This window comes from Rhizobium sp. YJ-22 (assembly GCF_029601685.1).
In the GTDB taxonomy this organism is placed as follows: domain Bacteria; phylum Pseudomonadota; class Alphaproteobacteria; order Rhizobiales; family Rhizobiaceae; genus Metarhizobium.
This window is the reverse complement of sequence record NZ_JARRIR010000001.1, coordinates 609,763-631,285: the sequence shown is the minus strand read 5'-3', so window position 1 is coordinate 631,285 and position 21,523 is coordinate 609,763. Positions and strand designations below refer to the sequence as shown.

At 64.4% G+C, this 21,523-nt stretch carries 19 protein-coding genes and 1 tRNA gene; 13 read left to right on the top strand and 7 right to left on the bottom strand.

Going from position 1 to position 21,523, the window contains the following annotated elements:
* Positions 1-7 precede the first annotated feature (7 nt).
* Entirely contained in the window at positions 8-145 is a 138-nt protein-coding gene (rpmH, locus tag P7F60_RS02985) for a 50S ribosomal protein L34 (RefSeq protein WP_277916204.1), read from the bottom strand.
* Positions 146-550: 405 nt separating this feature from the next.
* Between rpmH and P7F60_RS02980 the strand changes: the two genes are divergently transcribed.
* The 3 genes from P7F60_RS02980 to P7F60_RS02970 all read left to right on the top strand — a co-directional run bounded on the left by P7F60_RS02980 (position 551) and on the right by P7F60_RS02970 (position 4,417).
* Positions 551-2,551 carry a methyl-accepting chemotaxis protein gene (locus P7F60_RS02980; RefSeq protein ID WP_277916203.1) on the top strand — a complete coding sequence of 667 codons (2,001 nt, stop codon included), beginning with the start codon at positions 551-553 and terminating at the stop codon, positions 2,549-2,551.
* A gap of 183 nt (positions 2,552-2,734) precedes the next feature.
* Positions 2,735-4,219 (top strand): HAMP domain-containing sensor histidine kinase, encoded by a 1,485-nt coding sequence (locus tag P7F60_RS02975; RefSeq protein WP_277916202.1) that lies wholly within the window; start codon positions 2,735-2,737, stop codon positions 4,217-4,219.
* A gap of 121 nt (positions 4,220-4,340) precedes the next feature.
* Positions 4,341-4,417, top strand: a tRNA-Arg gene (locus P7F60_RS02970).
* A 138-nt stretch (positions 4,418-4,555) separates the two neighbouring features.
* Here the strand turns inward: P7F60_RS02970 and P7F60_RS02965 are convergent.
* Positions 4,556-5,752 carry an MFS transporter gene (locus P7F60_RS02965; RefSeq protein WP_277916201.1) on the bottom strand — a complete coding sequence of 399 codons (1,197 nt, stop codon included), beginning with the start codon at positions 5,750-5,752 and terminating at the stop codon, positions 4,556-4,558.
* 176 nt (positions 5,753-5,928) lie between these two features.
* Between P7F60_RS02965 and P7F60_RS02960 the strand changes: the two genes are divergently transcribed.
* The 3 genes from P7F60_RS02960 to P7F60_RS02950 all read left to right on the top strand — a co-directional run bounded on the left by P7F60_RS02960 (position 5,929) and on the right by P7F60_RS02950 (position 9,411).
* On the top strand, positions 5,929-6,810 hold the full coding sequence (locus tag P7F60_RS02960) for a helix-turn-helix transcriptional regulator (protein ID WP_277916200.1): 882 nt from the start codon (positions 5,929-5,931) through the stop codon (positions 6,808-6,810).
* Between the two features lie 37 nt (positions 6,811-6,847).
* Positions 6,848-8,218, top strand: a complete 1,371-nt coding sequence (locus P7F60_RS02955) for an alpha/beta hydrolase (protein ID WP_277916501.1) — start codon at positions 6,848-6,850, stop codon at positions 8,216-8,218.
* Positions 8,219-8,358: 140 nt separating this feature from the next.
* Positions 8,359-9,411 (top strand): 4-hydroxyproline epimerase, encoded by a 1,053-nt coding sequence (locus P7F60_RS02950; RefSeq protein WP_277916199.1) that lies wholly within the window; start codon positions 8,359-8,361, stop codon positions 9,409-9,411.
* Positions 9,412-9,460: 49 nt separating this feature from the next.
* On the opposite strand, the gene P7F60_RS02945 is transcribed toward P7F60_RS02950, so the two are convergent.
* The 3 genes from P7F60_RS02945 to P7F60_RS02935 form a co-directional block, all read right to left on the bottom strand.
* On the bottom strand, positions 9,461-10,357 hold the full coding sequence (locus P7F60_RS02945; protein WP_277916198.1) for a tetratricopeptide repeat protein: 897 nt from the start codon (positions 10,355-10,357) through the stop codon (positions 9,461-9,463).
* A gap of 159 nt (positions 10,358-10,516) precedes the next feature.
* Positions 10,517-11,221: a Crp/Fnr family transcriptional regulator gene (locus P7F60_RS02940; protein WP_277916197.1), complete on the bottom strand. Its 705-nt coding sequence runs from the start codon at positions 11,219-11,221 to the stop codon at positions 10,517-10,519.
* 89 nt (positions 11,222-11,310) lie between these two features.
* Positions 11,311-12,558 carry an ROK family protein gene (locus P7F60_RS02935; protein WP_277916196.1) on the bottom strand — a complete coding sequence of 416 codons (1,248 nt, stop codon included), beginning with the start codon at positions 12,556-12,558 and terminating at the stop codon, positions 11,311-11,313.
* A 248-nt stretch (positions 12,559-12,806) separates the two neighbouring features.
* On the opposite strand from P7F60_RS02935, the gene P7F60_RS02930 reads away from it, so the two are divergent.
* From P7F60_RS02930 to P7F60_RS02900, 7 genes are all read left to right on the top strand, one after another.
* Complete coding sequence (locus tag P7F60_RS02930; protein WP_277916195.1) at positions 12,807-13,832, top strand: sugar ABC transporter substrate-binding protein; 1,026 nt, start codon at positions 12,807-12,809, stop codon at positions 13,830-13,832.
* Between the two features lie 126 nt (positions 13,833-13,958).
* Positions 13,959-15,032 (top strand): ABC transporter permease, encoded by a 1,074-nt coding sequence (locus P7F60_RS02925; protein ID WP_277916194.1) that lies wholly within the window; start codon positions 13,959-13,961, stop codon positions 15,030-15,032.
* The gene (locus P7F60_RS02920; RefSeq protein ID WP_277916193.1) at positions 15,029-15,811 is read left to right on the top strand and encodes an ATP-binding cassette domain-containing protein; all 783 of its coding nucleotides are present in this window, start codon (positions 15,029-15,031) and stop codon (positions 15,809-15,811) included. Before P7F60_RS02925 ends, P7F60_RS02920 begins: the two co-directional genes overlap by 4 nt.
* On the top strand, positions 15,808-16,434 hold the full coding sequence (locus P7F60_RS02915) for a nucleoside triphosphate hydrolase (protein WP_277916500.1): 627 nt from the start codon (positions 15,808-15,810) through the stop codon (positions 16,432-16,434). Before P7F60_RS02920 ends, P7F60_RS02915 begins: the two co-directional genes overlap by 4 nt.
* A gap of 107 nt (positions 16,435-16,541) precedes the next feature.
* Positions 16,542-17,594 carry a dihydroorotase gene (gene pyrC, locus P7F60_RS02910; RefSeq protein ID WP_277916192.1) on the top strand — a complete coding sequence of 351 codons (1,053 nt, stop codon included), beginning with the start codon at positions 16,542-16,544 and terminating at the stop codon, positions 17,592-17,594.
* A gap of 38 nt (positions 17,595-17,632) precedes the next feature.
* Complete coding sequence (locus P7F60_RS02905; RefSeq protein WP_277916191.1) at positions 17,633-18,322, top strand: orotate phosphoribosyltransferase; 690 nt, start codon at positions 17,633-17,635, stop codon at positions 18,320-18,322.
* A gap of 77 nt (positions 18,323-18,399) precedes the next feature.
* A complete protein-coding gene (locus P7F60_RS02900; RefSeq protein ID WP_277916190.1) occupies positions 18,400-19,326 on the top strand; it encodes a carbohydrate kinase in 927 nt (308 codons plus the stop codon).
* Positions 19,327-19,425: 99 nt separating this feature from the next.
* Here P7F60_RS02900 and P7F60_RS02895 read toward each other — a convergent pair whose 3' ends face one another.
* Both P7F60_RS02895 and pgi read right to left on the bottom strand, forming a co-directional pair.
* Positions 19,426-19,620 carry a hypothetical protein gene (locus tag P7F60_RS02895; RefSeq protein WP_277916189.1) on the bottom strand — a complete coding sequence of 65 codons (195 nt, stop codon included), beginning with the start codon at positions 19,618-19,620 and terminating at the stop codon, positions 19,426-19,428.
* A 220-nt stretch (positions 19,621-19,840) separates the two neighbouring features.
* Positions 19,841-21,466, bottom strand: coding sequence for a glucose-6-phosphate isomerase (pgi, locus tag P7F60_RS02890; RefSeq protein WP_277916188.1), 1,626 nt, complete (start codon positions 21,464-21,466; stop codon positions 19,841-19,843).
* Between the last annotated feature and the right edge of the window lie 57 nt (positions 21,467-21,523).

Genomic DNA, 21,523 nt, shown 5'->3' with positions numbered 1-21,523 from the left:
CCCGGCTTTACGCCGACAGACGCTTGCGGCCGCGCTGACGGCGAGCCGACAGAACCAGGCGGCCGCCTTTGGTGGCCATGCGCGCACGGAAACCGTGACGGCGCTTGCGAACGAGCTTCGAGGGTTGGTAGGTACGCTTCGACATTTATTTAATACCGCGGTGTGCGGCCCTTCTTGGATTTGCATTGCGCAAGGAGCGTTTGGAAAAAGACGCACGATCTTGACCCGCCTGAGGCAGGGCGACAGGACCGAACGTGCGCGCCTTATAGGGAGGACGCGCACCAAAGTCAATCGAAGCGGCGTTTTCCGCATGTTAAGTGACCGGGCCGGCTGCCGCCTTTAACCTTTCCGGTTGCAGCCAGCGACGACGCTCATCCCGCAAGCCGCTGGCATTCCAGCGGGAATTCAAGAAAAACTGCTGAAACGCAAGAATTTCGCCCGCTTCCGGCGCGGATGCCGCTGCAACCGACACTTAACGAATTCATGGCAATTTGAAGACAATTATCTGTTCGGCGCTGGTTCCAGCGGTTCGTCTGAGGAGAATGCGCAAGTGAGAATACGGGGAAAGATCAATCTGCTGGTCGTTGTTATGGGCCTTGCCGCCCTGCTGATCGGCGCCACCGCATTGGTGGCGATCAGTGAATACGACCGGCGTGCGGGCGAGTACAATCTCGCCTCCGAGCGTGCCTTCCAGGGCGAGCGGCTCAATCGCTATGTCACCGCCGTCGTCATGGAGGCCCGCGGGGTCTATGCCTCGAAATCGCTCGACGAGGCCAAGAAGTTCGCCGATGGCATCCTGGCCAATCTCGACAAGATCGATGAGGTGCTGGGCGACTGGCGGGCGCTGCTGACGCCGGCCCAGGCCGCGGCCATGCAGGACGTCTTCGACGGCGCCAAGAGTTTCCGCACCTTCCGCGCCGAAACCGCGCGGCTCGGCACGGTGGTCAGCCCGGCGGCGGCCAACGAGCAGGGTAACAACGAGGCCAACCGCGCCAACCGCAAGGCCTTCCAGGCGGCAATCGACAAGATCGTCGCCGCCGACCGTGCGACGCTGGACGAGCAGAAGGCAGCGCTGGACGGCTTCCGCCAGGCCGTCTTCCTGCTGGTCGCCGGCATGACGATCGTCGGCATCGGCGCCGGTGCCGGCATGGGCACCTATATCGGCACGCATCACCTGAGTTCGCCCATCCGCGGCGTCACCGCCGCCATCGGCGAGGTGGCGCGCGGCAATTTCGAGGTCATCCTGCCCGCGAAGAAGCCGGCTGACGAAATCGGCGAGATGATGACGGCGCTGGAAGTGTTCAAGGAAAACGGCCTGGCCGTGCAGCGCATGAACGCCCAGGAAACCGCCATGCGCGCCCGTTCCGACGACCTCCAGGCCAGCATGTCGCAGGTGGTGGGCGCAGCTGCGGCCGGCGATTTCTCGCGCCGCATCGACAAGGATTACCAGGACGAGAACCTCAACCGTTTCGCCCGCAACATCAACGAATTGCTGATATCGGTGGATGCCGGGATCGGCGAGACGCGCCGCGTCGTCGGCGCGCTTGCGGAAGGCGACCTGACGCAATCCATGCGCGGCGAATTCCAAGGTGCCTTCGCCGACCTTCAGCGCAACGTCAACACGACGCTTTCCACCCTGCAGGACACGATGCGCCAGGTGCGCCAGACCACCGGCTCGATCAGCGCCAACACCAACGAGGTGCGCTCGGCCAGCGACGACCTGTCGAAGCGCACCGAGCAGCAGGCGGCCGCCCTGGAGGAAACCTCCGCCGCGCTCGACGAGATCACCGCCGTGGTGCGCAATTCCAGCGACCGCGCCCAGGAGGCGACGGCGATGGTGACCGAAGCCAAGCGCAATGCCGCGCAATCGGCGACCGTGGTTCGCAACGCCATCGACGCCATGGGCCGCATCGAGCAGGCCTCGCGCGAGATCAGCCAGATCATCAACGTCATCGATGAGATCGCCTTCCAGACCAACCTCTTGGCGCTGAACGCCGGCGTCGAGGCAGCGCGCGCGGGAGAGGCCGGCAAGGGCTTTGCCGTGGTCGCCCAGGAAGTGCGCGAACTCGCGCAGCGTTCCGCCACCGCCGCCAAGGACATCAAGGGCCTGATCACCAAGTCCGGCGACGAGGTTCAGACCGGCGTCAAGCTGGTGCAGGCGACCGGCGAGGCGCTGTCCGGCATCGAGAGCCAGGTCAATGGCATCAACGACCATATCCACTCGATCGCGACCTCGGCGCGCGAACAGGCGACCGGCCTTGCCGAGGTCAACACCGCCGTCAACCAGATGGACCAGGTGACCCAGCAGAACGCGGCGATGGTCGAGGAAACCTCGGCCGCCACCCACAAGCTGTCGCAGGAGGCGGAAAGCCTCGTCGGCCTCGTCGCCCGCTTCCGGGTCGATGCCGGCGGCGATGGCCGCATCGCCGTGGCGAGCGCGGGGGATCATCGGGCCGTCGCCTCGCCGGCGCGGCGCATGCTCGGCAATGTCGCCCGCGCCTTCGGCGGCGGTTCGGCCGCCGCCGCCCAGCAGAACTGGGAAGAATTTTGAGGGTTTTCCCGACGATAAACGATATGAAAGCCCGTCGCGGATCGCGGCGGGCTTTTGCCGTCCATAGGTAGCATTGGAAAATATCGGCGGCTTGGCTTATGATGGGCTCGTTCGCCGGGCGTCGGTTTTCATGACGGTTCTTGCCATCGCCCGTTTTCTGCAATGCGACAAATGGAGAAGCCGATGCCGGAAAACGCCGAGGCGCCGCTTGCGTGTCATGGCCGGCTGAAGCCTGGCCTGCGGGGCCTTTTTGCCGGTCTCTCGGGCAAATTGCTGCTGCTCACTGTCGTCTTCGTCATGCTGGCCGAGGTGCTGATCTTCGTGCCGTCGATCTCGACCATGCGGCTGCGCTGGCTGCAGGACCGGCTGAACACGGCGGCGGCGGCGGGCATCGTCATCGATGGGCTGCAGGTCTCCGATCTGCCGCGCGGGCTGCAGGACGATACGCTGGTGGCCACCGGCACGCGCGCCATCGTGCTGCGCAAGGATGGCACCTCGCGGCTGCTCGCCGCCAGCGACATGCCCGATGCCGTCGACGGCCAGTATAATCTTGCGGAAACCACGAGCTGGGGCTCGATATGCGATGCGCTTGACACGCTGGTTTTCGGTGGAAACCGCATCATTCGGGTCTACGGCCCGATCGGCGACAGCGCCATGACCATCGAGTTGGTGATGAGCGATGCCAGCCTGCGCCGCGCCATGCTGACCTATTCCGGCAACATGCTCGCCGTCTCCGTGCTGATCTCGCTGATCACCGCAACCTTGATCTTCTTCGCCATCAACCGCCTGCTGATCCGCCCTATCCGTGGGCTGACGTTGAGCATGCAGGATTTTTCGCAGGCGCCCGAGGATCCCGCCCGCATTATGGCCGCCGGGCCCGGCCGCGACGAACTGGCCCTGGCGGGCCAGCATCTGGCGGCGATGCAGGCCCATTTGCAGCGGACGCTGAAACAGCAGAAGAACCTTGCCGATCTCGGCCTCGCCGTCTCCAAGATCAACCACGACATGCGCAACATCCTCGCCTCGGCGCAATTGATGTCGGACCGGCTGGTGGATGTCGACGACCCCATGGTCAAGCGTTTCGCGCCGAAATTGCTGCGCACCATCGACCGTGCCGTCGGCTATACCAGCGAGGTGCTGGCTTATGGCCAGGCTTCCGAAGCCGAGCCGCGTCGAAAACCGGTGCCGCTGGCAGCGCTGGTGCAGGAGGTTCGCGAGTTGCTGGCGATCGAGGCGGATGCCGGAATCGAATTCGTCGAATCGATCTCGGCCGACCTGATGGTCGACGCCGACGGCGAGCAGCTTTTCCGCATCGTTCACAATCTCTGCCGCAACGCCCATCAGGCGCTGCTGGCGCCGCGCGCGACCGGATCGTCCGAACTGCGGCGAATCACCGTCTCGGCGCAACGTTTCGGCAGCGTCGTCAGCATCGATATCGACGATACCGGCCCCGGCATGCCGGCCAAGGCGCGCGAAAACCTGTTTTCCGCCTTCAAGGGCTCGGCCCGCTCCGGCGGCACGGGACTGGGCCTCGTCATCGCCCGCGAACTGGTGCTTGCCCATGGCGGCACCATTGCGCTCGCCGAGAAGCCGGGTCCCGGCACGCTGTTCCGCATCGAAATCCCCGATCGCCCCGTTTCGCTGCAGGATTATCGCGCCCGCGCCTGAGCCGCGAAGCGGCAAGGACCGCCGCCTCAAAAAAATGAAGCTTTTTTGAAATAAGGGGTTGCAATCCCCCCGGTGACGTTTTAGAGAACCGCCATCGCAGACGGCAACGCCGCTGCACAGCGCACCCGTAGCTCAGCTGGATAGAGCACCAGACTACGAATCTGGGGGTCAGGAGTTCGAATCTCTTCGGGTGCGCCATTTCTTATCCTTCTTGATAATCAAGTATTTGCGATGGCCCGCCTGCTTACGTCACGGCATCCGCGCGCTGATCTTCGACAACAAAAAACCCCGCCGGGATCGCCAGGCGGGGTTTTTCGTTTGGCCGGTCTTGGCGGTTCAGCGATGCCCGGGGATGCGCGGCAGCAAGATGGTCAGCAGGCCGAGCAGGGGCAGGTAGGAGCACAAGCGGTAGACGAAGTCGATGCCGTGCGTATCGGCGAAGCCGCCGAGTGCCGCTGCGCCCAGGCCGCCGAAACCGAAGGCGAAACCGAAGAAGATGCCGGCGATCATGCCGACGCGGCCGGGCACCAGTTCCTGTGCGAAGACGACAATGGCCGAGAAGGCGGAGGCGAAGATCAGCCCGATCAGCACCACCAGCACGATGGTCCAGGTGAGGTTGGCATAGGGCAGCATCAGCGCGAAGGGGATGACGCCGAGGATCGAGAACCAGATGACGAAGCGCGCTCCGTAGCGGTCGCCTATGGGCCCGCCAAGGAAGGTGCCGATTGCCGCGGAGCCAAGGAACAGGAACAGCATCAACTGCGCATCACGCACCGACAGCGCGAACTTGTCGATGACATAGAAGGTAAAGTAGCTCGACAGGCTGGACATGTAGACGTTCTTCGTCGCCGTCAGCAGCACGAGGATGGCAAAGGCGATCGCCACCTTGCTCTGTGGCAGCGGCAGGGTGCGGCTGGGCGCCTTCTTCGAGGCGTTGGCGCGGCGATGGGCGGCATACCAGCGCCCGACCCAGGTCAGGATGACCATGCCGAGCATGGCGATGGCCGAGAACCAGGCGACGGAATGCTGGCCGAGCGGCAGCACCACGAAGGCGGCGAGCAGCGGCCCGATGGCGGAGCCGGCATTGCCGCCGACCTGGAACAGCGATTGCGCCAGGCCATGGCGCCCGCCCGAGGCAAGCCGCGCCACGCGCGAGGATTCCGGATGGAAGATCGCCGACCCGAAGCCGATGAGGCTCGCGGCGAACAGCAACATCGGGAAACTATGGGCGGAGCCCAGCAGAATAAGTCCGATCATCGTGCTCGCCATGCCGACCGGCAGCGAAAACGGCATCGGCCAGCGATCGGTGACGATGCCGACCACCGGCTGCAGCAGCGAGGCGGTGATCTGGAAGGTCATCGTCAGCAGGCCGATTTGCACGAAATCGAGCTGGTAATTCTCCTTCAGCATCGGATAGAGCGATGCGAGCAGCGATTGCATGACGTCGTTGAGCATGTGGCAGACGCTGACCGCCACGAGAATGGAAAAGGTGGTTTTTTCGAAGCGGGCCTCGTTGCCCGTAATCGCCGCCATGACATGTCCTCCGTCGATCCGCCTGTTCGAATGGAAAAATGCAGCGCTGACCACGTCATCCTGAGAATGCGTGGGCTGCTGCGGGAAGGCGGATTGTGTCCGTTTGCGCTTGTATCCGGCTTGTCTCTGGCCTGCTTTTGTGTTGTGGTCCAATTCTTTCGCGATTGGGCCAAACCATGGAAAAGCTGGCGCCGAAGCTCCTCTCGGCACTCGACGAGAACCATTTTCGTGCGCTGGCGCGCATGGAGAGCTCCGATGCAGACGTGCTGGTCAACAGCAGTCAGGCGCCGGGCGGCTACCGCGTGCCGCTGCACCAGCACCGGCGCACGCAGATCCTGTGTGTCCATGAGGGCGTGGTGCTCGTCGGCACCCGGAAGGGCCGCTGGATGATCCCGCCCGGCCACGCGCTTTTGATCCCGCAGGGGCTCGATCATACCGTAGAGATGCTGAGCGATGTCGTCATGCGCTCGGTCTACATCTCGCCGCGCCCGGAGCGGGCGCAACATGCGGTGCCAAAGGTGCTGGCGGTGACCGATCTCGCCCGCAGCCTGCTGGTCGAGGCGGTGAAATTCGGCGATATCCCGCCCGGCGAAGGCAAGGCGGTGCTGGTGCATGCGCTGCTGCTGGCGGAGATGGAAAGCCTGTGCGAGCGTCCGCTCGGCCTGCCGTTTCCGGCCGACGAGCGGCTGTCGGCGCTCTGCCGGCGCTATCTCGCCGATCCCGCCCCGGATGCGCGCATCGACGATTGGGCGAATGCCCTGGCGATGAGCCGGCGCAGCTTCACCCGCTTCTTCCGTCGGGAAACGGGCCTCAGCTTCGCCACCTGGCGCCAGCAGGCCAGCGTCTTTTCCAGCCTTCCGAAACTGGCGGCCGGGCGGCCGATCACCCATGTGGCGCTGGAGGCGGGTTATGAAAGCGTGCCGGCCTTCACTACCATGTTCAAGCGCATGCTCGGTGCGCCGCCACGCTCCTACCTGTGCAGCAGGAATGCAACGCCCTCCGCTTCGCTGCGTCCGCGACGGCGCAAGGCGCTGGAAAAGGCGGCGGCTCACGGCTAAGACTATGGGCCTATCGCTTAAGTGGAGTAACTCCGTGCTGTCACTCGCTCTGCAACGTCTCCGCAAGCAATGCGTTGTGGCCCTGCTCGTCCCCGTGCTGGGGTTGTCAGGCTGCGGCGGCCGGCCGATCGGGGTGATGACGCCGACCGGCGTCAGCCTGCCCGGCACCTCCAGCGTCGACATGCTGGTGGCGACGACGCGGGCGCCGTCCGAGGATCCGGCCATCCTGTTTTCCGGCGAGCGCGGCACGGGCTTGCGCCTTGACGCGGTCAAGGTGTCGATCCCGCCCAAGGGCAATCGCGAGATCGGCCAAGTGCAATGGCCGCAGAAACTGCCGGGCGATCCGCTCAAGGATTTCACCACCGTCAGCGTCGATACGATCGACAAGGCCCAGGGCGGCAGAAGCTGGCTGAAGCAGCATCTGCCCAGGAATCGCCGGATGATGATCTTCGTCCACGGCTTCAACAATCGCTATGAGGAAGCGGTCTATCGCTTCGCGCAGATCGTCCATGACAGCGGCGCCGATGTTGCGCCCGTGGTCTTCACCTGGCCGTCGCGCGCCAGCATTTTTGACTATAACTACGACAAGGAAAGCACCAATTACTCCCGCGACGCGCTGGAGGAACTGCTGCAACTCGCCGCTGACGATCCTGCGGTCGGCGAAATCACCGTCATGGCCCATTCGATGGGCACCTGGCTTGCGGTCGAGGCGCTCCGGCAGATGGCGATCCGCGACGGCCGGGTCTCGGCCAAGATCGGCAATGTGATCCTGGCGTCGCCCGATCTCGATGTCGATGTCTTCGGCCAGCAGATCGCCGCATTCCAGGGCAAGGGGCCGCATTTCACCATCTTCGTTTCGCAGGATGACCGGGCGCTGCTGCTGTCGCGCCGTATTTCCGGCAATATCGACCGGCTCGGCCAGATCGATCCGTCGATCGAGCCCTATCGCTCGGCGCTGGAGCGGGCGGGCATCACCGTCATCGATCTGACCAAGCTGAAATCCGGCGACAAGCTCAATCATGGCAAGTTCGCCGAAAGCCCCGATGTCGTGAAGCTGATCGGCAGCCGGCTGGTGGCCGGCCAGACGATCACCGATAGCGAGGTCGGGCTGGGTGAAGCCGTCGGCTCGGTGGCGCTGGGGGCGGCGCAGACGGTCGGCAATGCGGCGAGCGTCGCCGTTTCCACCCCGATCGCCGTCTTCGATCCGCGCACGCGTCGCAATTACGGCCGGCAGGTCGAACGCCTCGGCGCCTCGGTCGGCAATACGCTGACCTCGGTCGATACGGTGGGGGTCTCGGTCGGAGAAACCGCCGAAGAGGCCTTGCCGCGCCGGGCGGGGACGGTCAATTCCGCCTGCTTCGCCATCCGCGACAAGAGCCGCGCCGACGCCTGCGACGGACGCCGCTGACCATAAGCCACGCGGCCCCACGTGACCTTGCGCCACGTCTTCAGGCGCAAAAAGCGATAGGCAATGACGGCGATCTGATATATCAGCTCGGGGCGACGAATATGCCGGCGGCCGGCGCCGCCCTGACGGGAGAACGAAGGATGAGATGGAAACGCACGATCCAGCTTCTGGATGTCCATGCCGAGGGTGAGATCGGCCGGGTGGCGATCGGCGGCGTGCCGAAAATTCCCGGCAATACCGTGGCCGACCAACTGCACTGGCTGAACACCGATCCCAAGGGCGATGCGTTGCGTCGCTTCCTGGTGCTGGAGCCGCGCGGCACGCCGATGGGTTCGGTCAACCTGCTCTTGCCGCCCAAGCATCCCGATGCCGATACCGCCTTCGTCATCCTGCAGCCGGACCAGGCTCATGCCAGCTCCGGCTCGAATTCGATCTGCGCCACCACCGCGCTGCTCGAGGCCGGCATCGTCGAGATGAAGGAGCCGGAAACCGTGGTGACGCTGGAAACCGCCGCCGGCCTGGTGAAGGCGGTTGCGACCTGCCACGACGGGCGCTGCGAAAAGGTCAAGCTGACGATGGTTCCCGCCTTCGTCCACCAGCTCGATGTCGAACTCGACACGCCCGAATGGGGCAGGATCACCGGCGATATTTGCTATGGCGGCATTTTCTACCTGCTGGTCGATGCCGATCAGGTGGGCCTGACCATCGCCCCCAGCCATGCTGCCGCGCTGGTCAAGGCCGGCATGATCCTCAAGGAGATCGTCAACCGCACCATCTCGGTCGTGCATCCCGAGATTCCGGCGATTTCCGGCGTCGCCTACGTGATGTTCCGTGGCCGTGACGAAGATGGTTCCATGCGCACTTGCACGACGATGTGGCCGGGCCGCGTCGACCGCTCGCCCTGCGGCACCGGCAGTTCCGCCAATCTGGCGACGCTGCATGCGCGCGGCCAGGTGAAGGTCGGGGATACCCTGATTTCGCGCTCGATCATCGGCTCGGAATTCGAGGTCGGGCTCTCGGCCGAAACCACGGTCGCCGGCAAGCCGGCGATCATCCCGACCATCGCCGGCCGCGGCTTCACCTTCGGCCTGCATCAGGTGGCGCTCGACCCGGCCGATCCCATGGCGGAAGGATTTGCGCTGACCGACGTCTGGGGTCCCTCGGCGGGCGACATCCCCGAGCCGCGCAAGTAAGGCAGAATAAAGTCAAAGGCCGCCATGATCTCCATGGCGGCCTTTGACTTTAGAGCGCGGTGCTGGCGGTGACGATGCTGCGATCGACGGCCGGGGGCAGGGGCTTGGCCTGAGCCGTTGCCAGAGCCTCGTTGACCAGCTTCAGGCGGTCTTCGGCAAAGCCGTCGCCCAGCTTGGCGGCGCGACCGTACCAGTTGGCGGCGGCGGTGAGATCGCTCGTCGTGCCCTGGCCGCCTTCATACATCAGCGCCAGATTGACCATGGCGTCGACCTGGCCCTTGGCGGCGGCGCGCTTGTACCATTCCATGGCGCGGCTATTGTCCTGCGGCACGAGCTGGCCCTCGTCGTAGAGGACGCCGAGATTGAAGCCGGCGGCGGCATAACCCTTGGTCCAGGCGGCGGTGAACCAGCGGACGGCTTCAGCCGTGTTCTGGGCCGTGCCGGCGCCGTCGCGATAGAGCACGCCGACATTATAGGCGCCGAGCGCATTGCCGGCATCGGCGGCCTGGCGGAACAGGGCGAAAGCCGCTTCTTCCTCGCCGAGTTCGCCCAGCGACATACCGAGATGCACCTTGGCGATGGCATAGCCGCGCTGCGAGGCCTGATCGAAGGCGTTCATGGCGTCCGCCGTGTCGCCGGCGCCGTCAAGGGCGCGGCCGAGCTGGAAGGCGAAACGCGGTGCATTGGTTTCATCGAGCGCTGCGCGGCATGCGGCGATCGCCTGGCTATTGGCGCCCTTCAGGCCGGCTTCCCGCACCGGCGCGAAGGCCATGTTGCGGGAGGTGTCGTACTGGCTGCCGGCCAGCCGGTCGCAATTGTCCTGCGAAGGCGATGCGGCTTGCGCCGGCAGTGCAAGCCCGAGCGCCGCCACCAATGCGCCCGCGCCAGCGGCGCGCATGATGCTGGCCTTCCAATGCGAGTTGTCATGGGCAGGTGCGGCAGACATGGTCTTTCTCCCTCGACCTTTTGTGGTTCGAGTTAACAACGCATCAACGCCCCGCGAAGTTCCCGGGGGTACATCCGTTCATGCTTTTTTAGGAATTGAGGGAAAGGGGATCCAAGCATGCGGGCCAAACCGTAAGGCGGTTTTCCCCTCGGAAATGCTTCAGTCGTCCAGTGGTTCGGCGATGCGGACCAGCCTGCCGATGTCGCAGCCGACGATGCCGTCGCGGCGGGTGATGGCGCCTGCGTCTTCGAGCGAGGCAAGGGCGCGATTCATCTTCGGTCGACTGCAGCCGACGATGGCGGCGATCTCGGTCTGGCTCAGCGAAAGCTGCAGGTTGGCCTGGTCGGGCAACTCATGGCCGTGGATTTGCCGCAACGTGGCAAGGAAGAAGCGGGCAACGCGGGAATCGAGATCGTAGAGCGCCATGGTTTCCAGCCGCTCCGTCGTCTCGCGGATGCGGGCGCACAGAAAGCGGATCACGGTTTCCGCGGTGCCGGGCCGGGTGGTGATGATCGGCAGCAGGTCGCGCTTGGCCAGCACATAGCCTTCGGTGGCGGTCACGGTGGTGGCGTCGGCCGAACGCGGCTCGCCGTCGAGGATCGCCATCTCGCCGAGAATGGTGCCGGGCTCCATGTGGCGGATGGCCAGTTCCTTGCCTTGCGGAGAGATCAGCGACAGCTTGACCCGGCCGCTGGCGATGGCGAGCATATAGTTTCCTTCGTCGCCGCGCTGGAAGATTACCGTGCCCGCCGGCCATTTGCGATGGGTTGCGATGTCGGCGATGGCCGCGATCGTTTCCGTGTCGAATTCCTCGAAGATCGGAAAGGAGCGCCAGAAGGCCGCGCTTTTGCTCGTGTCGCTCATGGGGTTCGATCCGGTGCCGCAGGTAATCCGGCGATTTTTGCCGAGGCGCGCGCCGGTTGCAACGGAATTTTTTTTGAAGATGCCGCCTGCTATTCGGCGTCGGCGGCCTCCACGGCCTTAAACAGCACGTTCTGATCGATGAGGTAGCGGGCGAAGATCGGCAGGCTGGCGCCGCCGATGGCCCGCGCCTGGGCGCCGACCGTGCCCTCCCGCAGCTCCGGCATCGGAATGCCCTGAAGGTCCATGCGCCCGGCCGCTGCAATCGTCGCCGCCACCAGCCGCTGCCGCACCCAGGCGGGAAAGCCGCCGTCGATGATCGCTGCGGAAAAATCGATGATCGAGGCGGCCGAGAGGATCGCCTGCGCCAGCGCGGCGGCCGTCTCCTGGATCCAGCGCTCCAGCGGCGCGCCGAAATCGATCCATTCGTCGGCGGAATACCATAGAGGTTGCGGATCGATGTTGTCGGCGCGCAGCATGTCCTCGAGCACGAAGATCGAGGCGATTTCCAGAAGCTGGCGGGTTTCGCCGTTGCGGTTGCGCACCGGCAGCGAGCCGACCGAACCGGCCATGCCGGTGCGCCCGACGAACAGCGCCGAATTCAAGACGATGCCGCCGCCGATGAACGAACCGACGAAGAAATAGATGAAATCGGGATAAGCGGGGCCGGCGCCGAACACCAGTTCGGCGCCGCAGGCGCTGGTGGCGTCGTTCTGCAGATGCACCGGATAGGGAACGAGGGCGGCGACTTCGGCCTGCAGGTCGAAGGAGCGCCAGGCATCCATGGTGCCGCGCGGCGCGCCGACCTGCTCGGCCCAGTTCCACAATTCGAAGGGGGCGGCGATGCCAAGGCCGGCGATGCGGCCGCGCTCGGCGGGCGTCAGTTCGGCGCTGATTTCGGAAAGCGCGCTCTGCAGGAAGGCGATGATGTCGCGCGGCAGCGGGAAGGGATAGGTACGCCGCCGGTGCTTGCGGATATGGCCGACGAAATCCATCAGCACCAGATCGGCGCTGCGCCGGCCGATCTTCAGGCCGAAGGAGAAGACGGCGTCGGGATTGAGATGCAGCGGCGTCGAGGGCTGGCCGACGCGCCCGCGCACCGGCGCGCCGCGACGGAGCAATCCGTCCTTTTCGAGCGAGCGCATGATGACCGACACGGTCTGCGCCGAAAGCCCGGTGCGCCTGGTGATCTCGGCCTTCGACTGGCTGCCGTGGCGGCGCACCAGCGACAGCACCAGACGTTCGTTATAGGCGCGCACGCGCGTCTGGTTTGCGCCTCCGGACGGCTCGGCGGCCGGCAACGCTGAGGAGACGGCTCCTCCTTCCTCCGGAATGGGCATGCGGGTTTCCTCCCCTGCGGCGACTGGTTCCTTTCCTAGCCACGCTGACGCCAGAATGCCAGATCGGATTATTAATTCAACTGGATTTATTTATTGACAGGCCTGAGACGTCGTGTCTAAATATCCACCGTAAAGTGCATCGACGGCCTTTGGAGGAGGGCCCGCAAAGCCCCTCCAGACAGGCCTCACCCACAAAATGTCCTTGGCGGAACATGTCGTTCCGCATCTGCAACTCTCGGGAGGAGTTCATGAAGAAATCGCTGTTATCGGCTGCTTTTGCTGCCCTGTCGCTGGGCGTCGTCTTTTCCGCGCCGGCTCAGGCCGCCGATGTTTCCGCCTGCCTGATCACCAAGACGGACACCAATCCCTTCTTCGTCAAGATGAAGGAAGGCGCGACCGCCAAGGCCAAGGAAATGGGCATCAACCTGAAGACCTATGCCGGCAAGATCGATGGCGACCATGAAAGCCAGGTCGCGGCTATCGAGGCCTGCATCGCCGATGGCGCCAAGGGTATCCTGATCACCGCTTCCGACACCAAGGCGATCGTCGACTCGGTCAAATCAGCCCGTGACGCCGGTATCCTGGTCATCGCCCTCGATACGCCGCTCGACCCGGCCAATGCGGCCGACGCCACCTTTGCCACCGACAATTTCAAGGCCGGCGAACTGATCGGCCAGTGGGCCAAGGCGACCATGGGCGACAAGGCGTCCGCCGCCAAGATCGCCATGCTCGATCTCTCCATCTCCCAGCCATCGGTCGACGTGCTGCGCGACCAGGGCTTCCTCAAGGGTTTTGGCATCGAGCTCGGCGATCCCAACAAGTGGGGCGATGAGACCGACCCGCGCATCGTCGGCCATGAAGTCACCGCCGGCAACGAGGAGGGCGGCCTGAAGGCCATGGAAACCCTGCTCGCCAAGGATGGCGACATCAATCTGGTCTACACCATCAACGAGCCGGCCGCTGCCGGCGCCTACGAGGCGCTGAAGGCCGTGGGCAAGGAAAAGGACACGCTGATCGTCTCCATCGACGGCGGTTGCCCCGGTGTGAAGAACGTCGCCGACGGCGTCATCGGCGCCACCTCGCAGCAATATCCGCTGCTGATGGCTTCGCTCGGCATCGAGGCGATCAAGAAGTTCGCCGACAGTGGCGAAAAGCCCGCCCCGACCCCCGGCAAGGACTTCTTCGACACCGGCACCACGCTGATCACCGACAAGCCCGCTTCCGGCGTCGATTCGATCGACACTAAGGCCGGCAAGGACAAGTGCTGGGGCTGATCGCCCGCCGCGCAGGCGAAGGCTGACAGGATGTGAATGCAAGGGCGGAGCGTCAGGTTCCGCCCTTGCATCGGCACACGCGAACGCCGGGTGCGCACGCACCCGCCATGGGGAGGAAAACCGCTCATGTCATCCGATGCAAAGGCGGTAACCAGCTACGAGGAAGGCCTCAAGGGCGCTTCCGAAAAGGTTGCCGAATTCCAGGAGCAGAAAAGCCTGCTCAAGCAATTGCAGCATTGGCTGCATCAGACGCCCTCGGCGGTGCCGATGATCGTGCTGGTGGTCTCCGTCATCGTCTTCGGGCTGTTGTCGCCCAATTTCTTCAAGGCGATCACGCTGTCGACCATCCTGCAGCAGATTGCCATCGTCGGCATTCTCGGCTGCGCCCAGTCGCTGGTGGTGCTGACCGCCGGCATCGATCTTTCGGTCGGCGCCATCGCGGTGTTTTCCTCCGTGCTGATGGGGCAGTTCACCTTCCGCTACGGCATTCCGGCGCCGTTCTCCATTCTGCTCGGCCTCGGCTTCGGCACGGCGATGGGCTTCGCCAATGGCTGGCTGATCGCCCGCGTCAAGCTGCCGCCCTTTATCGTCACGCTCGGCACCTGGCAGATCATTCTTGCCGCCAACTATATCTATTCGGCCAACGAGACGATCCGCTCCTCGGATATCGAGGCGGTGGCGCCCGCCCTTCAGTTCTGGGGCTATTCCATCCAGCCCGGCGGCGTGAAAGTGTTGTATGCCGTGTTCCTGATGGTGGCGCTGGTGATGCTGCTCGCCTATGTGCTGCGCCACACCGCCTGGGGCCGCCATGTTTATGCCGTCGGCGACGATCCTGAAGCCGCCGAACTGGCGGGCGTGCAGACCAAGCGCATCCTGGTGCAGGTCTATGCCATCGCCGGCCTGTTCTGCGCCATCGCCGGCTGGGTGATGATCGGCCGCTTCGGTTCGGTATCGCCCTCGGCCTCGACCGGCCAGCTCGGCAATATCCAATCGATCACCGCTGTCGTGATCGGCGGCATCTCGCTCTTCGGCGGACGTGGCTCGATTGCCGGCATGTTCTTCGGGGCGCTGATCGTCGGCGTCTTCGAAATGGGCCTGAAGATGGTCGGCACCGATCCGCAATGGACCTTCTTCCTCATCGGCGTGCTCATCATCCTCGCCGTCGCCGTCGACCAGTGGATCAGAAAGGCATCGGCATGACCCAGGAACCCATCCTCAAGGCGCGCGGCCTGATGAAACGCTACGGCAAGGTGACCGCGCTCAACAATTGCGACTTCGACCTCATGCCCGGCGAAATCCTGGCGGTCATCGGCGACAACGGCGCGGGAAAATCCTCGCTGATCAAGGCGCTCTCCGGCGCCATCCGTCCCGATGACGGCGAAATCATGCTGGACGGCAATCCTGTGCGCTTCGCCAATCCGCTGGATGCGCGCGGCTACGGCATCGAATGCGTCTACCAGACGCTCGCCATGTCGCCGGCGCTCTCCATCGCCGACAACATGTTCATGGGCCGGGAGCTGCGCAAGCCCGGCATCATGGGCAGCCTGTTCCGCCAGCTCGACCGTCCGGCCATGGAAAAGTTCGCCCGCGAAAAGCTGACCGAACTCGGCCTGATGACCATCCAGAACATCAACCAGGCGGTGGAAACGCTGTCTGGCGGCCAGCGCCAGGGCGTGGCGGTGGCGCGCGCCGCCGCCTTCGGTTCCAAGGTGGTCATCCTCGACGAGCCGACGGCAGCCCTTGGCGTCAAGGAAAGCCGCCGCGTGCTGGAGCTGATCCGCGACGTGCGCTCGCGCGGCATCCCGATCATCCTGATCAGCCACAACATGCCGCATGTCTTCGAGGTGGCGGATCGCATCCACATCCATCGCCTCGGCAGCCGCCTCTGCGTGGTGAAGCCGCAAGACTACACCATGTCGGATGCCGTGGCCTTCATGACCGGGGCCAAGGAACCGCCGGCGGAGGCATTGGCGGCCTGATGACCTCGGTTCAAGCCATCGCGGCGGAGATCCTCCGCCGTGCGGGCGATGCCAAACGCTTCGTCGTCGGCATCGCCGGCCCGCCGGGTGCGGGAAAATCCACTCTGGCCGATGCGCTGCGCGAAGAATTTTTGGCACGCGACGAGCGAGCCGAAGTCCTGCCGATGGACGGCTTCCACATGGACAATGCCATCCTCGAAGCGCGCGGCCTGCTGCCGCGCAAGGGCGCCCCTGAAACCTTCGATGTGCGCGGCTTCATCGACATTCTCGAAGCGGTGAAGAGGGGCGGCGAGGAGGTGCTGGTGCCGGTCTTCGACCGGTCCCGCGAGATCGCCATCGCCTCGGCCCGCGCCGTGTCGCCGCAAACCCGCATCGTGCTGGTCGAGGGCAATTACCTGCTGCTCGACGAGGCGCCCTGGTCGAAGCTCGACGGACGCTTCGATTATACCGTCTATGTCGGCCCGGCCTATGACGTGCTGGAGGAGCGGCTGCGCCAGCGCTGGCAGCATTACGGCCTCGACGAGGAGACGATCCGCCAGAAGCTCTACGGCAACGATCTGCCGAACGGCAAGCGGGTCAGCGAACGGAGCCGCCCGGCGGATTTGCGCATCGAGATCTTCTGAACGGCATTTGCAAGCGGCCGGCTGTTGATGATATCGGAACTGCAAGGCAAGCCCGGGGCCGGACCCCGGGTTTGCGTCCTGACGCGACAGAGCCGGAGCCGATGCCGATGACCACCCCGACCGCCGAAATCACCCTGCGCCGCCCCGACGACTGGCACCTGCACCTGCGCGACGGCGAGATGCTGAAAGGCGTGATCGGCGATACCAGCCGGCATTTCGCCCGCGCCATCATCATGCCGAACCTGGTGCCGCCGGTGGTTACCACGTCAGATGCCAGGGCCTATCGCGACCGCATCCTCGCCGCCCTTCCGGCCGGCGACCGTTTCGAGCCGCTGATGACGCTGTACCTCACCGAGCACACCAGCGCCGACGACGTCGAAGAGGGTAAGAAGAGCGGCCTGATCACCGCCGTCAAGCTCTATCCGGCCGGCGCCACCACCAATTCCCACGGCGGCGTGCGCGACATCGAAAAGGCGATGCCGGTGCTGGAGCGCATGGCGAAGATCGGCCTGCCGCTCTGCGTCCATGGCGAGGTGACGACGCCGGAGGTCGATATCTTCGACCGCGAGGCGGTGTTCATCGATACCGTGCTCGACCCGCTGCGCCGCCGCCTGCCGGAGCTGAAGGTGACGATGGAACACGTCACGACATCTGATGGTATCGACTACATCTCGTCTGCGGAAAAGAACCTCGCCGGCTCGATCACCACCCATCACCTGATCATCAACCGCAACGCCATCCTGGTCGGCGGCATCAAGCCGCATTATTATTGCCTGCCGGTCGCCAAGCGCGAAAGCCATCGTCTGGCGCTGCGCAAGGCCGCGACCTCCGGCGATGCCCGCTTCTTCCTCGGCACCGATTCCGCCCCGCATGTCGATCCGCTGAAGGAATGCGCCTGCGGCTGCGCCGGCATCTATACCTCGATCAACACCATGAGCTGCCTTGCCCATGTCTTCGAGGAGGAGGATTCGCTCGACAGGCTGGAGGCCTTCGCCTCGCTGAACGGCCCGGCCTGGTATGGGCTCGCCCCGAACGAGGAACGCATGACGCTGGTGCGCCAGCTCGAACCGGTGGCCTATCCGGCAAAAATCGAGACCGGCGCCGGCCCGGTCACCGTCTTCGATCCGATGTTCCCGCTGCACTGGGCCGTGGCCGGCTGAGCCGACGTTTCAGTTTTTAAAATTCAGGAGAGCGCCTCATGTTTCAGACCGTTTTTACCGACCGCGCGGTCGTTGCCGAGCTGGTGGCGAAAATGCTGTGGGAAATCAAGGCCGTGCATTTTTCCGCCGACAAGCCCTACAAGCTGTCCTCGGGCATGATGAGCCCGGTCTATATCGATTGCCGCAAGCTGATCTCCTATCCGCGCATCCGCTCGGCGATCATGGATTTCGCTGCCGCCACCGTCTTGCGCCAGGCCGGCTTCGAGCAGTTCGACGTGGTTGCCGGCGGTGAGACGGCGGGCATTCCCTTCGCCGCCTTCCTCGCCGAGCGCCTTGGCCTGCCGATGATCTATGTGCGCAAGCAGCCCAAGGGCCATGGCCGCAATGCCCAGATCGAGGGCCATCTGCCGGAAGGCGCGCGCGTGCTGGTGATCGAGGATCTGACCACGGCCGGCGGCTCGATGTTCAAGTTCATCGATGCCATCCGCGATGCCGGTGCCACCGTCGATCACGGCATCGCTTTGTTCTATTACGGCATTTTCCCCGAGGCCCAGCAGCGCTTCGACAAGGGCGGCGTCAAGCTGCATTACCTCGCCACCTGGCGCGACGTTCTCGCCGCGGCGCGAGCGGAAAAGCTGTTCGATGACAAGACGCTGTCGGAAGTCGAGGCCTTCCTCGATGCGCCGCTCGCCTGGTCCGGCCGCAACGGCGGCGTCGCTTCTCTCTAGGAACACACATGCGAATTGGCGCTGGCTTGGCCGACGCTTGATTTAATCGATTGAAACGGGATCTGCGGAGGAAGGCTATGATCATCTGCTGTGGCGAGGCGCTTATCGATATGCTGCCGCGCGAAACGACGTTGGGAGAGAAGGGCTTTGCACCCTATGCCGGCGGCGCGATCTTCAACACGGCGATCGCCGTCGGCCGCCTCGGGCTCTCCGCCGGTTTCTTCACCGGTCTTTCCGACGATATGATGGGCGATATCCTGCGCGAAACGCTGACGGCGAGCCACGTGGACTATTCCTTCTGCGCCGTCTCCGGCCGTCCGACGACCATCGCCTTCGTCAAGCTGGTCGAGGGACAGGCGACCTATGCCTTCTATGACGAAGGCACCGCCGGCCGGATGATCACCCGCGACGACCTGCCGACGCTCGGCGACCATGTCGAGGCGCTGCATTTCGGCGCCATCAGCCTGATCCCCGATCCCTGCGGCGACACCTATGAGGCGTTGCTGATGCGCGAGGCCGACAGCCGCGTGATCTCGCTTGACCCCAATATCCGTCCCGGCTTCATCAAGGACAAGGCCTCGCATCGCGCCCGTCTGGAGCGCATGGCGGCCAAGGCCGACATCATCAAATTCTCCGACGAGGATCTGGATTGGTTCGGCCATGAAGGCGGCCATGATGAGATCGCCGCCCATTGGCTCGATCATGGCGCCAGGCTGGTGGTGATCACCAGGGGCGCCGAGGGCGCCACCGGCTACAGCCGCGCCCACAAGGTCTCCGTGCCGAGCGAACGCGTCACCGTGGTCGATACGGTTGGCGCGGGCGACACTTTCGATGCCGGCATTCTCGCCTCGCTGAAGATGCAGGGATTGCTGACCAAGGCGCAGGTCGCGGAGTTGACCGAGGAACAAATTGCCAAGGCACTGGCGCTCGGTGCCAAGGCCGCGGCCGTCACAGTCTCTCGCGCTGGCGCCAACCCGCCCTTCGCCCACGAAATCGGCCTCTGACGAAAAAAGGCCCGCATCGGCGATGCGGGCCTGGAAGCGGTCTTCAGCGACCGCACGGTGTCTTGGGAGGAGTCTCAGGAGTTGAACGAAGAACGGGCGTCAATGACGGTCGTTCTTGTGGCTCTGCTGGCCGGCCTTCACATGCTGCTCATGCGAGCCGCCCTGGGAGCCGCCTTGCGAACCCTTGTTCATGTCGCGGTCGTCGGAAGACCGGGAGCCGGCCTGCTGGGTATTCTTGTGGCTTTGCTGACCAGCCTTGACGTGCTGTTCGTGCGATCCACCCTGATTAGCCATTGCAGTTCTCCTTGGTTACGTTCGTTTCGAGGCGGGTTCGCAGTGCCTCGTGCTTGATACGAACCCGATCCGACGAGGCCGTTCGTTGACCTCGCCCCGTCTAATCGCCAGAAGGGGCAGGCGTTCCCTTTTTTAATATTTCGTGATCGCATCGCACAAAAAAGGTGCCGTCGCGGAAGGCCGCGACGGCACCTGCGGTTTTTTTCGAAAGCGAAGGCGATTACTGGCGCAGCCCTGCGAGCGCCGCGACAAGCCCGGCGGTGGAACTGTCGTGGCCGGCAGCGCTTTGCTTGCCCTCGACCACCGGCAGGAGGCCGGTCGCCAGTTCCTTGCCCAGTTCCACGCCCCACTGGTCGAAGGAATTGATGCGGAACAGCACGCCCTCGACGAAGACGCGGTGTTCGTAAAGCGCGATCAGCCGCCCGAGCGCAAAGGGCGTGAGCCGGTCATAGACGAAGGTGATCGACGGCCGGTTGCCGGTGAACACCCGGTGCGGCGCGATGAAATCGGCCTTTTTGTCGTCCATGCCCTTGGAGGTCAGCTGCGCCTTGGCTTCCGCCAGCGTCCGGCCCTTCATCAGCGCCTCGGACTGGGCGAGGCAGTTGGCGATCAGCAATTCGTGCTGGTGTCGCAACTCCGGCTCGAAGCCATTGGCGGCGATCATGAATTCGGCCGGGACGATGCTGGTGCCCTGGTGGATGAGCTGGTAGAAGGCGTGCTGGCCATTGGTGCCAGGCTCGCCCCAGACGACCGGGCCGGATTGGCCCTCGACCGGCGTGCCGTCGATAGTCACGCCCTTGCCGTTCGATTCCATGTCGAGCTGCTGCAGATAGGCCGGGAAGCGCGACAGGCGCTGGTCATAGGGCAGGATGGCACGCGAGGGGTAGCCGAGCACGTTGCGATGGTAATAGCCGATCAGGCCGAGCAGCAACGGCAGGTTTTTCGCAGGTTCTGCTTCCCGGAAATGGACGTCCATGGCGTGCGCGCCGTCGAGGAAGCGACCGAAATCCTCCGGCCCGATGGCGATCATCAGCGGCAGGCCGATGGCCGACCAGATCGAATAGCGCCCGCCGACCCAGTCCCAGAAGCCGAAGACGCGGGTGGGGTCGATGCCGAAGGCGGCGACCTTGTCGAGCGCCGTCGAGACGGCGGCGAAATGATGCTGCACGGCCTTTTCGCCGAGCGCCGAAGCGATGAAGGCGCGCGCCGTCTGGGCGTTGGTCATCGTCTCGATGGTGGTGAAGGTCTTGGAGGCAATGATGAACAGCGTCGTCTCGGCCGTCAGCAGCTTCAGTGTATCGGCGATATGGGCGGCGTCGATATTGGAGACGAAGTGCAGGCGCGGGCCGTCGTGATAGGGCGCCAGCGCCAGCGTCGCCATGACAGGGCCGAGATCGGAACCGCCGATGCCGATATTGACGACATCGGTGATCGCCTTGCCGGTCGCGCCCTTGATCGCGCCGGAGCGGATGGCGTCCGCAAACGTGCCCATCGCCGCCAGCACGGCGTTGACGTCGGGCATCACGTCCTTGCCGTCGACTAGAACCGGCGTGTTGGCGCGGTTGCGCAAGGCGGTGTGCAGCACGGCGCGGTTTTCGGTGAAATTGATCGCCTTGCCGGTGAACATCTCCTCGCGCTTGCCCGCCACGCCGCCGTCTTCGGCCAGCTTCAGCAGCAGCGGCAGGATGGCCTCGTTCACGGCCGTCTTGGAGAAATCCATAGTCAGGTCGTCGAACCGGACGCTGAAGCGGGAAAAGCGCTGCGGATCGGCCGCGAAGGCGGCGCGGATATCCGTGGCATCGGTTTCGGCGGCGGTCGTTTTCAGGGTTTCGACAATCGCGTGCATGGCAAAATGCTCCTGGGCCGAGTTTTCAATCGATTAAACTACTAGTCGCAATCGCCC

What these genes read in the sequence shown, in the direction of transcription:
- rpmH (WP_277916204.1), bottom strand. Translation starts at nt 145, where the DNA reads ATGTCGAAGCGTACCTACCAACCCTCGAAGCTCGTTCGCAAGCGCCGT.
- P7F60_RS02975 (WP_277916202.1), top strand. Translation starts at nt 2,735, where the DNA reads ATGCCGGAAAACGCCGAGGCGCCGCTTGCGTGTCATGGCCGGCTGAAG.
- P7F60_RS02965 (WP_277916201.1), bottom strand. Translation starts at nt 5,752, where the DNA reads ATGGCGGCGATTACGGGCAACGAGGCCCGCTTCGAAAAAACCACCTTT.
- P7F60_RS02960 (WP_277916200.1), top strand. Translation starts at nt 5,929, where the DNA reads ATGGAAAAGCTGGCGCCGAAGCTCCTCTCGGCACTCGACGAGAACCAT.
- P7F60_RS02950 (WP_277916199.1), top strand. Translation starts at nt 8,359, where the DNA reads ATGAGATGGAAACGCACGATCCAGCTTCTGGATGTCCATGCCGAGGGT.
- P7F60_RS02945 (WP_277916198.1), bottom strand. Translation starts at nt 10,357, where the DNA reads ATGTCTGCCGCACCTGCCCATGACAACTCGCATTGGAAGGCCAGCATC.
- P7F60_RS02940 (WP_277916197.1), bottom strand. Translation starts at nt 11,221, where the DNA reads ATGAGCGACACGAGCAAAAGCGCGGCCTTCTGGCGCTCCTTTCCGATC.
- P7F60_RS02935 (WP_277916196.1), bottom strand. Translation starts at nt 12,558, where the DNA reads ATGCCCATTCCGGAGGAAGGAGGAGCCGTCTCCTCAGCGTTGCCGGCC.
- P7F60_RS02930 (WP_277916195.1), top strand. Translation starts at nt 12,807, where the DNA reads ATGAAGAAATCGCTGTTATCGGCTGCTTTTGCTGCCCTGTCGCTGGGC.
- P7F60_RS02925 (WP_277916194.1), top strand. Translation starts at nt 13,959, where the DNA reads ATGTCATCCGATGCAAAGGCGGTAACCAGCTACGAGGAAGGCCTCAAG.
- P7F60_RS02920 (WP_277916193.1), top strand. Translation starts at nt 15,029, where the DNA reads ATGACCCAGGAACCCATCCTCAAGGCGCGCGGCCTGATGAAACGCTAC.
- pyrC (WP_277916192.1), top strand. Translation starts at nt 16,542, where the DNA reads ATGACCACCCCGACCGCCGAAATCACCCTGCGCCGCCCCGACGACTGG.
- P7F60_RS02905 (WP_277916191.1), top strand. Translation starts at nt 17,633, where the DNA reads ATGTTTCAGACCGTTTTTACCGACCGCGCGGTCGTTGCCGAGCTGGTG.
- P7F60_RS02900 (WP_277916190.1), top strand. Translation starts at nt 18,400, where the DNA reads ATGATCATCTGCTGTGGCGAGGCGCTTATCGATATGCTGCCGCGCGAA.
- P7F60_RS02895 (WP_277916189.1), bottom strand. Translation starts at nt 19,620, where the DNA reads ATGGCTAATCAGGGTGGATCGCACGAACAGCACGTCAAGGCTGGTCAG.
- pgi (WP_277916188.1), bottom strand. Translation starts at nt 21,466, where the DNA reads ATGCACGCGATTGTCGAAACCCTGAAAACGACCGCCGCCGAAACCGAT.